This is a genomic window from Nocardioides sp. Soil805 (assembly GCF_001429625.1).
Taxonomy (GTDB): Bacteria; Actinomycetota; Actinomycetes; order Propionibacteriales; family Nocardioidaceae; genus Nocardioides.
Genome location: NZ_LMSU01000001.1, coordinates 1,436,904 through 1,451,397, shown reverse-complemented (window position 1 = coordinate 1,451,397; position 14,494 = coordinate 1,436,904). Strand labels below are relative to the sequence as shown.

The window sequence follows — 14,494 nt, the reverse complement described above, 5'->3', positions numbered from 1 at the left end:
GCACCTAGGCTGGTGGCGTGAAGGAGTTCCTCGTCTACACCGCCCTGCGCATCCTGCTGTTCATCGGCATGGTCGGCCTCGTCGTCGGCGTCTGGACCCTGCTCGACGACGACGGGGAGGTCAACCTGCTGTGGCCGGTCGTCATCGCGTTCGCGCTCTCCGGCGTCGCGTCGTACTACGTGCTCAACCGCCAGCGCGACGCGTTCGCCCGCAAGGTCGAGGAGCGGGCCGCCCGCGCCTCGGCGGCCTTCGAGGAGCGCCGCGCCCGCGAGGACCAGGACTGAGGCGCTAGAAGCTCGTCAGCGAGTACGGCGCGGGGCCACCGTCCAGCAGCCGTCCGAGCCGCTCGACCTGCGCGGGGTCGCCGGCCAGCCGCCCGGCGGAGGCCAGTGACGCGACGCGCACGCCGCCGAGGTAGAGCGAGCCCAGGGTCTCCGCGCTCAGGGTGAGGTCGGCGGCGTCGTCGGCGGGCACGACCTTCGCCCGCCCGTCGTGGGCCTCGATGCGCCACGTCCCCTCCGCGTGCCCGAGCGGGTCGGTGACGGCCAGGACGAACGAGTCGTCGGTGTACCACGGTCGCGCCTCCAGCGCCGTCGCGACGTCGAGCACCCGGATCCACAGGTGGTCGTAGACGCTCCTGACCTCGACCACGTCGCTGTTGACCAGCGCCCACCAGAGCGGGTCGTCCGGGTGGCTGTTGCGCACCGCGACCCGCGAGGACAGGTCGATGTCGGCGAGGAAGCGCCACAGGCCCAGGTGTGCGGAGGTGTCGAGCGTGAGCAGCTCGGCGGTCACCGTGGCCGGCTTGTCGCCCTCGCCCTCCGCGTGCTTCCACAGCACGTAGCCGTCGGGCCGCTCGTCGGCGTCGAGGTGGACCGCGGCGCGCAGCTTGTCGTCGGTGCTGCCGGTGGCCGGGTCGAAGCGACCGGTCTGCCAGGCCCGGTAGAAGTGCGGGCGCTCGACCGAGCCGCGCGAGCCGGCGTGGAAGCGGGCGAAGAGGTCGCTGGCGGTGTCCCACAGCTCGGCGGGCTCGACGAGCTCGACGCGGCCCGGGTCCACGAAGTCGCGCAGCGCGAACGTCGACGTCGTGTCGACCTCGATGCGCCGGCGGAACGACGCGGGACCGAAGCCGAAGCGGCCGTAGATCGAGGCCTCGGAGACGGTCAGGGCGGCCACCGGCGCCGAGGTCTGGGCGAGGTCGTCGACCATCATCGTGCGGAGCAGCCCGCGCCGGCGGTGGGCCGGGCTCACCGTGACGTCGCTGATCATGTGGACCGGCACCATCGTGGCCCCCGCGTTGAGCGTCATGTCCCACGAGCTGAAGGTCGCCACCGGCATCGGCCCCGCGCCGTACACGCCCTCGGGCAGCCAGGCGCCGGCGATCCGCATCGAGTCCGCGCGGGCCGTCTCGCGCCAGATCTCGCGGGAGCTCTCCGACGGACGGCCGTCGTGGAAGCCCCGGGACACCGCTCCCATCCAGGCGTCGACCGCCGCCTTCGCCTCGGCGGTGTCGTCGTGCGGGTCCAGGGTCCGGTGCTCGTACTCCACCCTCCTCACGCTAGTCATCGCGGCAACCCGATTTCCGACCGGGCACTTGTGTGCACCTGGATCGTGCCGACCGGGCAGTTCTGTGCACCTGGACGGTGCCGACCGGGCAGTTGTGTGCACCTGGATCGTGCCGACCGGGCAGTTGTGCGCAGGTGGCGTACGCCGTTCAGGCTGCGAGCAGCGCGTCGACCTGGTTGACGGCCTGGGTGATGCCCTCCTCCATCCCCATGTCCAGGACCTTCTGCAGGTCCTCGGCGGTGGGGTACGTCGCGGTCATCACCATCTGGGTGCCGGAGTCGGTGGCGAGGAGATCGACCGTGCTGGACCCGACCGGGGCCGACTCCTGCGGTTCGCCGTCGGCGTCCGCGAAGCCGTCGTCGTACGCCAGACGGCTGGGCTTGGCGACCTCGGTGATGTCCCAGTAGCCCGGGTAGACCTCCCCGTCGGGGCCGGTCATGTAGTACTTCACCCGAGCGCCCGGCGTGAGGTCGTGGTCGGTGAAGGTGGCCGGGTGGGTCGGCGGGCCCCACCAGCGCTCGAGCTGGCGCGGGTCCTCCCAGATCTGCCAGACCCGGTCCACCGGGGCGGCGAACTCGGAGGTCACGGTGATGGTGCGGGACTCGAGGTCCTTGGTGACGTCGGTGACAGGCATGTCAGTGCTCCTTCTTCGGTGTGGTGTCCGTGGTTTCGGTGGTGCCGTCGGCCAGCAGGTCGTCGATCCGGTCGATGCGGCCGCGCCAGATCTCCTCCAACTCGGCGAGCAGCGCGGTGACCGACCGGACGGCCCCCACCTCGCCGCTCGCGAGCTGCTCGCGACCTTGGCGTCGCTTGGATACGAGGCCCGCCCGCTCGAGCACCGCAACGTGCTTCTGCACGGCCGCGAAGCTCATCGGGTAGTGCCGAGCCAGCGCCGAGACCGAGTGCTCGCCCGCCAGGACCCGTCGCAGGATGTCGCGCCGGGTGCGGTCGGCGAGCGCGTGGAAGAAGGCATCCGCCCGGTCCTCCGCGTCATCGATCATGGGACCAACGTACAACCAATCAGTTGTATGTTGTCAAGGGCGACCGGGCACTTTGGTGCGCGTCAGGACCGCCGACTTCCCCCTTCCTTGCACACCAGGTGCACACAAGTGCCCGGTCGGCGGGCGGGAGGTGTCAGGAACTGCCCGGTCGGCGGGCGGGAGGTGTCAGGAACTGCCCGGTCGGCGGGTCAGGCGAGGAGCAGGGGTACGGCGACGAGCACCGACCACAGCAGCTGGCCGACCCCGGTCTGCTGGAGCACCGGGACGAGCGCCGGCCCGACGGCCCCGCCGAGGACGGTGCGCACGGGCGGGACCATCCGCAGGAGGAAGCCCAGGCCCACCAGGACCCACCACGTGGTGGCCGCCGCGACGGCGACCACGGACAGCGCGGCGGCGAGCACGAGCAGGGCGTACAGGCCCCGGGTGCGCTCCGCGCCGAGCTTGACCGCCAGGGTGCGCTTGCCGGCCTCGACGTCGGTGGGGATGTCGCGCAGGTTGTTGGCCACCAGGATCGCGCAGGCCAGCGCGCCGACGCCGACGGCGGCGTACAGGGCGGCCCACTCGAAGGTCTCGGTCTGGACGTACGTCGTGCCGACCACCGCGACCAGGCCGAAGAACACGAAGACCATCACCTCGCCGAGCCCGAGGTAGCCGTAGGGGCGGGACCCGCCCGTGTAGAACCACGCGGCCAGGACGCAGACGAGCCCGACGGCGACGAGCCACCACGCCGTCGTGGCGGCCAGCACCAGACCGGCCACGGCGGCGACCCCGAAGGCCGCGAACGCGGCGGCCTTCACCGACGCGGGGGAGGCGGCTCCGGAGCCGACCAGGCGCATCGGCCCGACCCGGTCGGCGTCGGTCCCGCGGATGCCGTCGGAGTAGTCGTTGGCGTAGTTGACCCCCACCTGGAGGGCGAGCGAGACCACGAGGGCCAGCAGCGCCTTCCACCACACCGCCCCGTCGACGTACGCCGCGACGCCGGTGCCGGCGAGCACCGGGGCGACGGCGGCGGGCAGGGTGCGGGGGCGGGCTCCGGCGAGCCAGTCAGACGGTGATGCCACCGGAGGATTCAAGCACCCGGCCCGACCGCGCCGGAGGGCGAGCCCGGCGTGCCGGGGCTGGCCGGCTGCTCGATCGTCGGGGGACCCACGGGCGCCACGTCGTCGTCGGGGTCGTGGGCAGCCGCGTCGGCGAGGACGTCGGCGGGCACGTGCCTCTCGAGGAAGCGGCGGGCCACGGCGGTCGAGGGGTGGATGGCGACAGCCGCAGCGGTGATCAGGCCCGCGATGACCAGCCAGCCGTAGGTGCTCCAACCCATGGCGAGGAAGGTGAAGACCGCCGGCGCCCAGACCCGACCGAGGGTGCCGCTGAGCTCGGCCGCACCCTGGTACTCGCCGCGACGGCGCGGGTCCATCAGCTCGGCCTCGAAGGTCCAGCTGGCCGCCGAGAGGAAGAGCTCGGCGCCGGTCAGCGTGACGTGGCCCAGGAAGAACAGCAGGATCGTCCACACGCCGACCGTGTGGTGCGTCGACAACGTGATGACGCACGAGATCACGAAGAAGACCGTCGAGACCCGGATCGCCCGCAGCGCCGTGGTCACGTCCTTGACGCCGCGCGCGGCCGCCATCGGCAGGACGATGCACATCACCGTGTTGGTGCCGAAGAGCAGCGACAGGATCACCCACGGGGCGTCGGTCTTGTCGACCAGCCACAGCGGGATGACGACGTTGAGGATGACCTGGTTGGTCCAGAGCATGCCGGTGAAGAAGCTGGTGGCGAGCCAGCCGACGTTGCGCATCGGACCGGGACCGGCGATCTTCACCTGGCGCTCCTCGGCGGTCCGCATGTCGTGCGAGGCGTCGGGCAGGCGGGTGATGTTGAAGGCGTTGAGCAGGAACACCACGGAGGTGAACAGCGGCATCGCCATGAGCAGCGTCAGGGACTCCGGACCCAGGGCGACGATCCCCAGCAGCGAGCCGAGCGTGAAGCCGACGTTGAGGGCGGAGTACATGTAGGCGCGCGACTTGACCCGCTCGTGGGGCGGCAGGACGTCGATCGTGTAGGCGCCGTGCGCCACTCCGCCGAGGGCCCCGATCACCTCCATCACGATCGCCATCGCGAGGTAGCCCTGGAAGCTGTCGATGAACGGCCAGACCGCGAACATCGCGCCCTGGCCCGCCGAGCTGATCGACCAGCAGCGCTTGGCACCGAGGCGGTCGACGATGCGTCCCATCGGATAGGCCGCGATGAACGACGCGATGCCCGCGATCGTCAGTCCCAGCCCCACCTGGACGACGGACAGTCCGACCACCTGGGTGAAGAAGACGGCCGACCCGGCCATGAAGGTTCCCTCGCCGAGGGCGAAGAGCAGCGACTGGGTCGCCAGCCGCCCGGCCAGCGGCGACGGGGGCGTCGCCTGTTGCTTGGCCGTGGTCCAGATGCTCATCGGGTTGCGGTGGTCCTCTCCGAGACCCCTCGGTCGAGGGGGATGTGCTGCGCGTGGTGGTGGTCGCGACCGGCGACCCGGCAGTGTGACCGATACCGGTGGGTGGGTGGTACTCGGCGCGCTGGGTGGCCGCTGCCGACCATTCTCCCCCCGGGACTAGCGTGCGTCTCGTGAATTCTCTGCGCCCGGTGAGGGGCGAGGCCCCCGAGGTGGTCTCCGCGCTGCGCGACTGGCTGGCCGTGATGGCCGAGCCGACGCCGCTGGTGGTGGAGACTTCGGGCTCCACGGGGGTCCCCAAGCGGGTCGAGCTCGCCCGGCACGCGGTCCTCGCCTCGGTGCACGCCTCCGCGCGGCGGCTGGGCGCCAGCGGCCAGTGGCTGCTGGCGCTGCCGGCGGCGTACGTCGCGGGCGTGCAGGTGGTCTGCCGGTCCCTGGTCGCGGGGCACGAGCCTGTCGTGGTGGACGGCACCTTCGCCGAGGCCCTGGCCGGGATGCCGCACCACCGCGACGTCCCGCTCTTCACCTCGCTCGTGCCGACCCAGCTCCACCGCCTCCTCGACGACCCCCGCGAGGTCGAGGCGCTCGCCGCCCTGCACACGATCCTGCTCGGCGGCGGGCCGATCGACCCCGCCCTGCGCCGGCGGGCCGAGGACGCCGGGCTGCACGTCGTCGCGACGTACGGCGCCAGCGAGACCGCGGGGGGCTGCGTCTACGACGGCCACCCGCTCGACGGCGTGGCCCTGGCCATCGGCACCGACGGCCGGATCCGGATCGGCGGGCCGACGCTCTTCGAGGGCTACGTGGGGGACCCGGAGCTCACGGAGCGCACCCTCGTCGACGGGTGGTACCTCACCGCCGATGCCGGACGCCTCGACGAGGACGGCCGGTTGCAGGTGCTCGGCCGCCTCGACGACGTAGTGGTCAGCGGCGGGGTCAACGTGCCGCTGCCCGCGGTCGCCCGGCGCCTGCGCGAGCACCCCGCCGTCGAGGTCGTGGAGGTCTTGGGCGTCGAGGACGAGGAGTGGGGGCACCGGGTGGTCGCGTTCGTGGTCGGTGCCGTCGTGCTCGAGGAGGTCCGCGACTGGGTGGGCAAGGCCCACCCGCGTTCCTGGGCGCCGCGCCAGGTGGTCGCGCTCGACGCGCTGCCGCTGCTCGACAACGGCAAGGTCGATCGCCGGGCACTCGTCGCTCGGGCGGACGAGGGGGAGCGATGAGGGTCTTCAGCATCCCGCTGCGCACCCGCTTCCGGGGGATCACGGTCCGCGAGGGCGTGCTGGTCGAGGGACCGGCCGGGTGGGGGGAGTGGAGCCCGTTCACCGAGTACGACGCCCCGACCGCGCGGCCGTGGCTGCGGGCCGCCGAGGAGGCCGCGGCCGGTGACTGGCCCGCCCCGCTGCGCGACGCCGTACCCGTCAACGTCACGGTGCCCGCCTGCAGCCCCGAGCGTGCCCACGAGATCGTGACCGCCGGCGGGTGCACGACCGCCAAGGTCAAGGTCGCCGAGGTCGGCCAGACCCTCGGCGACGACGAGGCCCGGCTGGAGGCGGTGCGCGACGCGCTCGGCCCGGGCGGGATCGTCCGCGTCGACGCCAACGGCGGCTGGGACGTCGACGGCGCAGTGGGCGCCATCCGGCTGCTGGAGCGCGCCGCCGGCGGCCTGGAGTACGTCGAGCAGCCCTGCGCGAGCGTCGAGGAGCTGGCCGCCGTACGCCGCGCGGTCGACGTGGCCATCGCCGCGGACGAGTCGATCCGCCGCGCCGAGGACCCCTACCGCGTGCGCGACCTCGAGGCCGCGGACATCGCGGTGCTCAAGGTGCAGCCGCTGGGTGGGGTGCGCGCCTGCCTGCGGATCGCCGAGGACATCGGCCTGCCCGTCGTGGTCTCCAGCGCGGTGGAGTCGAGCGTCGGCATCGCGGCCGGCGTGGCGCTGGCCGCAGCCCTGCCCGAGCTGCCGCACGCCTGCGGGCTTGCCACCGTGCAGCTGCTCACCGACGACGTGGTGACCGAGCCGCTGCTGCCGGTGGCGGGGATGCTGCCGGTCCGCACGCCGGTCGTGGACCCGGCCGCGCTGGACCGGCTGGCCGCCGATCCCGACCGGGTCGCCTGGTGGGAGCAGCGGCTGGCGGCGGTGCGGCAGGATCGGTCGTCGTGAACCCCTCCACCGCACTCGCCCGGGCCGTCGTCTCCGCCCTGATGGCGGCCGGCGTGCGCGAGGTGGTGCTGTGCCCCGGGTCCCGCAACGCGCCGCTGTCCTTCGCCGTCCACGACGCCGCCCGGGCCGGCCTGCTGCGGCTGCACACCCGCATCGACGAGCGGACCGCCGGGTTCCTGGCCCTGGGCCTGACCCGGGTGGGCTCCCGGGCCGCGGTCATGTGCACGAGCGGTACGGCGGTCGCCAACCTGCTGCCCGCCGTCATGGAGGCCGCGCACGCCGGGGTCGACCTCGTCGTCGTGACCGCCGACCGGCCGGCGCGGATGCGGGGGACCGGCGCCAACCAGACGACCGACCAGGTGGGGGTGTTCGGGGCGTTCGCCGCGACCACCGTCCTGGAGGCGGGGGACGCCGGGGCCGTCGAGATCGGGCGCGCCGGCGGCCCGGTCCACCTCAACGTCCACCTCGACGAGCCGCTCGTGCCCGAGGACGCCTGGACCGACGCGGCCGCCGACTCCTGGGAGATGACGTGGCGCGACGAGCACGCCGAGTCGGTCGGGCTCCCGGCCGGACCCCGCACCGTCGTGGTGGCCGGCGACGACGCGGGCCCGCCCGCGCGCGTGCTCGCTGAGGCCGCGGGCTGGCCCCTGCTGGCCGAGCCGACCAGCGGCGCGCGCACCGGCGACCACGCGATCCGCACCTACCGGCTGCTGCTCGGCAGCGACCTGGGCGAGCGCATCGAGCGGGTCGTGGTCGCCGGCCACCCGACCCTGTCGCGCCCGGTCGCCCGGCTGCTCGCGCGCGCCGACGTCGAGGTCGTCTCGCTGCGCGCCCGTGGCCTCTGGTCGGCCCGACCCTTCCCGGTGGCCCTCGAAGCAGACCGTTTCGTGGCCGCGGCCGGCGACCCGGGCTGGCTCGAGGAGTGGCGCGAGGCCGACCGCTCGGTCGGCCGCCAGCTCGACCGGCTGCTGGGCGCCGAGCCGGACCTCACGCCGTACGAGGTGGCGGGCGCGGTCAGCCGGGCCCTGCCGGCCGGGGGGCTGCTCCACGTGGGCGCCTCCAGCCCGATCCGCGACCTCGACCTGATGGTCGCGCGCTACGCCGTGGGCGACCGGCGCAAGGTGATCGCCAACCGTGGCCTCGCCGGCATCGACGGCACCGTGTCCTCGGCGATCGGCGCCGCCCTCGGCCGGCCCCGCAGCACCCGGGCGCTGGCCCTGGTGGGGGACGTGACCTTCCTCCACGACGCGACCGGGCTGGTGCTCGGTCCCCGGGAGGAGCGGCCGGACCTCACCGTCGTGGTCGTCAACGACAACGGAGGCTCGATCTTCAGCATGCTCGAGCAGGGCGCCGAGGAGCACCGCGACTCCTTCGACACCCTCTTCGGCACGCCGCACGACGTCGACCTGGCCAGCCTCTGCGCCGCGACCCGCACCCCGCACCTGCGCGTGCGGAGCCTGCCCGAGCTCGAGCAGGCGCTCGCCTCGCCCAACGGGGGCATCGAGGTCGTGGAGGCCGTCGTACGCCGCGACAACCGGCGCGACCTCGACGCGCGGATCAGCGCACTCCGGCCGGGACCTCGCTGAAGGTCGACCCGACCAGCGCGGGGCGACCCCGGTCGGGCAGGTGCACCAGCCCGACCGCGAGCTCGTCGACGACCAGCACGCCGTCCCTCCCGGCCCGGAGCCGGGTGTACGGCGGGTTCCACCGCACCGCGAGGTCCGGTCGTCCCCGCAACCGGGTGACGACCCGCAGGGCCACCACGGCCAGGCGGCCGTCCGCGACGTCGACCACCCGGACCGGGGCGTCCACCGGGGTCGCAGCGACCCCCCAGTCGCGGAAGATCGTCCGCGACCCGAGGTCGGACATGGCCCGCCGCCATGCGCGGGAGGCGTCGTCGACGTCCAGCCCGTCTGCGTCGCCGCCACCGGTGAGGTAGGCGGCCCACGCGTCCCTGGCGGCGATGGCGGCCCCGCGAGCCGCGCCCGTGGGCAGGACTGTGGGGCGCCCGGGGTCCGGGAGGTCGCCGGTGACGTCGGTCCGCGCCTCGAGCAGCCACGGTGACGTCACCGAGTCCCGGACCAGCACGTGCAGCTCAGGATCGCTGCCGGGGGTGCGGGCCGCGACCATGGCCCACATCGGGTAGGCGTCGAAGCGGGCCGCGTAGACCCGCTCGCCGGTGTGGGCCGGGGCGGACGGGGGCCGGAGCGCCATCAGCCGGCGTGCGGCCGTCTCGTAACGGTCCACGTCCAGCGCGAGGCCGCGGTCCACGGAGCGCCACGCACCGTCCCGGTAGGCCGGGGGCCCGGACGCCGCGACGGCCCGTGCCCGCCGGCGGTCGTAGGAGTCGTAGAGAGCCGGCAGGTCGGCCTCGGTGAGCGACACCTTGGACCGTGCCGTGGTGGCGCTCGCCTCTGTGGAGGGGCGAGGCAGCTGGCACCCGCCGGCCAGCAGGACGGCCGCGAGCGAGACCGCGGTGGCGCGGGTACGGCGACCGGGTCGCTCGGCCTTGCGGGCCCCGCCCCGGCGGACGGGGGAGGCCGCGGCACCGGGCGACTCCCCGTCGTGTGGTCCGCGCGTGCGCCGGGACCGCCGGGGACGCAGCAGCTCGACGGCGAGCACGAGCAGCAGCAGGCCGACGCCCGCCACGCCCAGCGCCGCGACGTACGCCCCGTCGACGGTGATCCCGAACGAGACGGTCGTGGGGCCGACCCCGCCGAGCGGGGCGATCACCCACTGCACGGCCGCCGTGGAGCGGTCGAGGGTGAGCTCCTGGGGACCGGGTCCGCTCATCGAGCGGGTCCAGAAGTCGGCGTCCTCGGGGTGCCGCGGCCGGCCGGTCCCCACCTCCGCGGCCAGGACCCCGTCCCGGGTGACGCCCTCGAGCCGCACCCGCGGGGAGTCGCCGACGAAGTCGGCCACGTCGACCGGGTGCGCGGTCCCGATGAAGACACCCCCGGGCGCCTGCGCGCGCAGGGTCACCGTCAGCCCGTCCCACGCCAGCAGGTCCGGGGCGGTGAGCACCGGCCGGCCGTCCGCGCCGAGGTCGGCCGGTCGCGTGAAGACGGTGTCGTCGGAGCCGACGTACGCCGCAGCCCCCGCGCCGGCAAGCAGGAACGCCAGGCCGAGGAGGGCCACCACGATCCTCGCGAGTCGGCGCACGCCCGAAGTATCCCTGTCACCCGAAGCATCCCTGTCACATGGTGCTGCCAGACTCTGCGGGTGGAGATCGCCCTCTTCCTCGTGGCCCTCGTGGTCGTCGTCCTCGCCGGCACCGCCCTGGCCGAGCGCTTCGACGTGCCCGCGCCCCTCCTGCTGATCCTCGTCGGTGTCGTCGGGACCTTCCTGCCGTTCGTGCCCGAGGTGCGCCTCGAGGCCGAGGTGGTGCTCCTCGGCTTCCTGCCACCCCTGCTGTACGCCGCCGCGCTGCAGACCTCGCTCGTCGACTTCAACGCCAACCGGCGCTCGATCCTGCTGCTCTCGGTCGGGCTGGTGCTCTTCACGGCCCTCGGCGTCGGCGCCGTGGTGCACTGGCTGGTGCCGGTCATCTCGTGGCCGCTGTCCTTCGCGATCGGCGCGGTCGTCGCGCCACCGGACGCCGTCGCGGCCACCGCCATCGGGCGGCGGATCGGGCTGCCCCGGCGGATCGTGACCATCCTCGAGGGCGAGTCGCTGCTCAACGACGCGACCGCACTGGTCTCGCTGCGCACCGCGCTGGCCGCCACCTTGGTGGGCGTGGAGTTCGTCGACGTCGGCCGGGACTTCCTGTGGGCCTCGGTGGGAGGCGCGCTGCTCGGCTTCGCGGTGTTCGTCGTGGTCGCCAAGGTGCGCAAGCTGGTCACCGACCCGCTGATGGACACCGCGATCTCGCTGGTGACCCCGTTCGCGGCCTACCTCCTCGCCGAGGAGCTGCACTCCTCGGGCGTCATCTCGGTCGTGGTGACGGGCCTGCTGCTCGGGCACAAGGCGCCGGTCATCCAGACGGCCCAGTCCCGGATCGCCGAGCGCATCAACTGGCGCACCATCGCCTTCCTGCTGGAGAACACCGTCTTCCTGCTCATCGGCCTCCAGGCCCGCTGGATCCTCGAGGGGGTCGCCGACAGCGAGCTGTCACCGGGCCGCATCGCCCTCGTGTGCGGGGCGGCGCTGCTCACCACCGTCGTGCTCCGGATGGTCTGGGTCTTCGCCACCCGCTACGCGCTGGTCCGCCCCGGCCCGGACCCCGACAGCGGCCAGAAGCCGCCGTGGCAGTACACCTTCGTCCTCGGCTGGGCGGGGATGCGCGGCGTCGTCACCCTGGCGGCGGCGTTCGTGATCCCGGAGGACACGCCCCAGCGCGAGGTGCTGCTGCTCATCGCCTTCACCGTGGTCGCCGGCACCCTGTTCATCCAGGGGCTCTCGCTGCCGTGGGTGGCCCGCACGCTGCGCGTGCCCTCGCCCGACCCGCTCGACGACGCGCTGGCCCGTGCCTCGGTGCTCCAGCAGGCCTCCAAGGCCGGCTTCAAGGAGCTCGAGCACATGGAGACCGAGGACCCGCACGGTGTCCTGGACCAGATCCGCCAGCGGGTCGAGCAGCGCAACTTCGCCGCTTGGGAGCGTCTGTCCACCACGGCCGGGCAGGAGTCGCCCAGCGACCTCTACGCCCGGGTCCGGCTGGCCATGATCAACGCCGAGCGCGAGCGGGTGCTCGAGATCCGCAGCACCGGCACCGTGGCCAGCGACGTCATCCGCGACGTGCTGGTGGTGCTGGACGTCGAGGAGTCGATGCTCGACGCCGCGGTCGGGGACGCCGAGGAGCTCGAGGAGGGGCGCAACGCCCGGCTCGTGCGGGGTGACACCTGCGCGCACCTCGACGAGTCCCCCGCACAGCCCCCGACCGAGGTCGGGGCCGACCTGGTCTGCGCGAAGTGCGTCGAGGCCGGGGTGCACTGGGTCTCGCTGCGTCGCTGCCTGACCTGCGGGGACATCGCCTGCTGCGACTCCTCACCCTTCCGCCACGCCACCGAGCACTTCCACGAGACCACGCACCCGGTCATGCAGTCGGCCCAGCCCGGCGAGGACTGGCGCTGGTGCTACGTGCACCACCTCACCGGCTGAGCCACGCGGCGTACGCCGTCCGGCGCTGCAGCCGCGGTGAAGTCCCCGCTCGAGCGGGGACTCCGCCACCGTGTGACCGTTGCAACCGTCACACGGTGACGGACTCCCCGGCTGAGCGGGGACTCCGCCAGGGGGGCTCGGACCACCCCGCAACGCAGCGACGCGCCGTCCCGCCGGAGCGGGACGACGCGTCGTCGGTGGTGCTGGCCCGGGGGCCGGTGGCTCAGGCCTGCCAGACCCGGATCCAGTCGACGTTCATCGTCTGGGGGAGCTTGCTGTCCTTGCCGATCTTCGAGATCTCGTAGTCCGAGGCGAGCATGCTCAGGATCGGGTACTGCGGCTGACCGGAGACGCCCACCTTGGTGCGGTAGGACTCCTTGCCGTCGATGCGGAAGATGTAGACCTTGGGAGTCCACTCGACCGAGAACACGTGGTAGCTCTTGGACCAGCCGTCACGCTTGTTGGCCAGGAAGGACTTGGAGTCCTTGATCCACGAGCCGGTCTTGACGCCCTGGCCCTTCTTGTTCTTCGAGTAGACGAACGAGGTCAGGCCGCCCTCGGGGTGCTTGTCGCCGAAGTACTCGATGACGTCGATCTCGGCACCGGTCAGGCGCGGGTCGGTGGCACCCTCGACGCTGGAGGCGGGCTGCATCCAGAACGCGCCGTGCTGGCCGCGGCTCTTCTGGAACTTGATGCGAGCGGCGGCGAAGCCGTACTTGAACGAGAACGCGCCCTGGGTGCCGATGTGGCCGTTGAGGCGGTAGGCGAACTTGCCGGTGGACTTGCCGTCCTTCTTGGCCACGCACTTGTCGGACCGGCTGGGGTCCTTGATCACGCTGAGGCGAGCGGTGCCGCCGCCGACGGAGACGGCGCGCGGGTCGCCCTTGGAGCAGGCGCGGAGGCTCTCGGCCTCGTAGGTGTCACCGCGGGTGTTCCAGGCGGGGTTCAGCGTGCTGCCGGAGAACTCGTCGGTCCAGGTCGCGGTCAGCCAGCGAGCGGTGCTGACGGACTTGCTCGTGCCGGCCTTGGAGCCCTTGAACGCGGTGGTGGTGGCGCGGTAGGTCAGCGCGGCGCCGCCCTTGGAGATCGGGGCACCGAAGACGGCACGACCCTTCTTGTCCAGCTTGGCCTTCTTGACCGTCTTCCACTTGCTGCCCTTCTGCACCTGCAGGGCGACGGGGCGTCCGGCCTTGCCCGGCTTCACGGTGGCGGTGAAGCCGGCCTTGGCCGAGTTGGCCGACGTGGGGCGCTTGCCCTGGCCGACGATCTGCGGCATGGCCTGCAGCTTCACGCGGGTCTTGGCCCGACGCTCGCTGACGGAGGTCGAGATGGAGTCGTTGCTGTCAGCGCTCGACGAGCTGGTCTGCGTGACCAGGATCATCGACGCGGGCATCAGCAGCGCGAGCAGGGATCCTGCCAGGGCGCGGCGTCCAGACATGGGTTCTCTCAATCGGGTCGGGTGCGGTTGTCATTCCCCCACTGCACTCGAGGGCGACCACACCTTAACTTCCATCGCCTGAACTCCGGCATCGAACACCGTGTCCGGACGGAGGCGTCCGAAATGTGCGGATCCTGCCTACTGTGGGGGGATGCGCCTCACGAAGTTCGGTCACGCCTGCGTCCGCATCGAGCACGAGGAGGCCGTCGTGGTCCTCGATCCGGGCGTCTTCAGCGAGCCCGAGGCCCTCGACGGCGCCACCGCGGTGCTGATCACCCACGAGCATGCCGACCACGTCCACCCCGACCTGCTGCGCGCCTCCGACGCCCCGATCTGGACGATCGAGGCGGTCGCGAGGCTGCTGCGGGAGCAGGCGCCCGACGTGGCCGAGCGGGTGCGCGTCGTACGCCCCGGGGAGCATCTCGAGGTGTCCGGGATCGCCGTCGAGGTGGTCGGGGAGAAGCACGCGGTGATCCACCCGGACTACGACCGCTTCGACAACTCCGGCTACCTCCTGACGGTGGACGGGCAGGCGATCTACCACCCCGGTGACGCGCTGACCGCGCCCGGGCGCCCGGTCGACCTGCTCCTCGCACCGGTGAGCGCACCGTGGCTCAAGGTCGCCGAGGCCATCGACTTCGTCCGCGAGGTCGGGGCGCCGCGGTCGCTGGGCATCCACGACCGGGTCTACAGCGACATCGGCCTCGACATGGTCGCCTCGCACATGGCCAACCTGCTCCCCGAGGGGCAGGAGTACGTACGCCGCCGGGCCGGCGAGGACCTCTAGGTCCGCT

13 protein-coding genes are annotated in these 14,494 nt (G+C 73.0%); 6 read left to right on the top strand and 7 right to left on the bottom strand.

All coding sequences use genetic code 11. The features are described from left to right. The first annotated feature begins 17 nt into the window (after positions 1–17). Entirely contained in the window at positions 18–284 is a 267-nt protein-coding gene (locus ASG94_RS07180) for a DUF4229 domain-containing protein (RefSeq protein ID WP_056925622.1), read from the top strand. 4 nt (positions 285–288) lie between these two features. Here ASG94_RS07180 and ASG94_RS07175 read toward each other — a convergent pair whose 3' ends face one another. The 5 genes from ASG94_RS07175 to ASG94_RS07155 all read right to left on the bottom strand — a co-directional run bounded on the left by ASG94_RS07175 (position 289) and on the right by ASG94_RS07155 (position 5,013). Beyond that, on the bottom strand, positions 289–1,548 hold the full coding sequence (locus tag ASG94_RS07175; RefSeq protein ID WP_056925621.1) for a GNAT family N-acetyltransferase: 1,260 nt from the start codon (positions 1,546–1,548) through the stop codon (positions 289–291). A 166-nt stretch (positions 1,549–1,714) separates the two neighbouring features. Then, a complete protein-coding gene (locus ASG94_RS07170; protein ID WP_056925620.1) occupies positions 1,715–2,200 on the bottom strand; it encodes an SRPBCC family protein in 486 nt (161 codons plus the stop codon). 1 nt (position 2,201) lies between these two features. Further along, on the bottom strand, positions 2,202–2,567 hold the full coding sequence (locus ASG94_RS07165) for an ArsR/SmtB family transcription factor (protein ID WP_056925619.1): 366 nt from the start codon (positions 2,565–2,567) through the stop codon (positions 2,202–2,204). Between the two features lie 188 nt (positions 2,568–2,755). Further along, entirely contained in the window at positions 2,756–3,628 is an 873-nt protein-coding gene (locus ASG94_RS07160) for a 1,4-dihydroxy-2-naphthoate polyprenyltransferase (RefSeq protein ID WP_056925618.1), read from the bottom strand. Positions 3,629–3,636: 8 nt separating this feature from the next. Continuing rightward, positions 3,637–5,013, bottom strand: coding sequence for an MFS transporter (locus tag ASG94_RS07155; RefSeq protein WP_082623982.1), 1,377 nt, complete (start codon positions 5,011–5,013; stop codon positions 3,637–3,639). A 170-nt stretch (positions 5,014–5,183) separates the two neighbouring features. Here ASG94_RS07155 and ASG94_RS07150 point away from each other — a divergent pair, with 170 nt between their 5' ends. From ASG94_RS07150 to menD, 3 genes are read left to right on the top strand one after another with little or no spacing between them, the layout of a single operon-like run. Further along, positions 5,184–6,227 (top strand): AMP-binding protein, encoded by a 1,044-nt coding sequence (locus ASG94_RS07150; RefSeq protein WP_235537155.1) that lies wholly within the window; start codon positions 5,184–5,186, stop codon positions 6,225–6,227. Continuing rightward, on the top strand, positions 6,224–7,165 hold the full coding sequence (locus ASG94_RS07145) for an o-succinylbenzoate synthase (RefSeq protein ID WP_056925617.1): 942 nt from the start codon (positions 6,224–6,226) through the stop codon (positions 7,163–7,165). The genes ASG94_RS07150 and ASG94_RS07145 overlap by 4 nt, the downstream gene beginning before the upstream one ends. Next, on the top strand, positions 7,162–8,751 hold the full coding sequence (gene menD, locus ASG94_RS07140; RefSeq protein WP_056925616.1) for a 2-succinyl-5-enolpyruvyl-6-hydroxy-3-cyclohexene-1-carboxylic-acid synthase: 1,590 nt from the start codon (positions 7,162–7,164) through the stop codon (positions 8,749–8,751). The genes ASG94_RS07145 and menD overlap by 4 nt, the downstream gene beginning before the upstream one ends. On the opposite strand, the gene ASG94_RS07135 is transcribed toward menD, so the two are convergent. Next, positions 8,723–10,327: a hypothetical protein gene (locus tag ASG94_RS07135; protein ID WP_156411453.1), complete on the bottom strand. Its 1,605-nt coding sequence runs from the start codon at positions 10,325–10,327 to the stop codon at positions 8,723–8,725. The genes menD and ASG94_RS07135 overlap by 29 nt on opposite strands. 60 nt (positions 10,328–10,387) lie before the next feature. Here ASG94_RS07135 and ASG94_RS07130 point away from each other — a divergent pair, with 60 nt between their 5' ends. Beyond that, positions 10,388–12,262: a Na+/H+ antiporter gene (locus ASG94_RS07130; protein ID WP_056925614.1), complete on the top strand. Its 1,875-nt coding sequence runs from the start codon at positions 10,388–10,390 to the stop codon at positions 12,260–12,262. Between the two features lie 223 nt (positions 12,263–12,485). Here the strand turns inward: ASG94_RS07130 and ASG94_RS07125 are convergent, their stop codons facing one another. Beyond that, positions 12,486–13,700: a glycoside hydrolase family 16 protein gene (locus ASG94_RS07125; RefSeq protein ID WP_056925613.1), complete on the bottom strand. Its 1,215-nt coding sequence runs from the start codon at positions 13,698–13,700 to the stop codon at positions 12,486–12,488. A gap of 151 nt (positions 13,701–13,851) precedes the next feature. Between ASG94_RS07125 and ASG94_RS07120 the strand changes: the two genes are divergently transcribed. Beyond that, a complete protein-coding gene (locus tag ASG94_RS07120; RefSeq protein ID WP_056925612.1) occupies positions 13,852–14,487 on the top strand; it encodes an MBL fold metallo-hydrolase in 636 nt (211 codons plus the stop codon). The last annotated feature ends 7 nt before the right edge of the window (positions 14,488–14,494 follow it).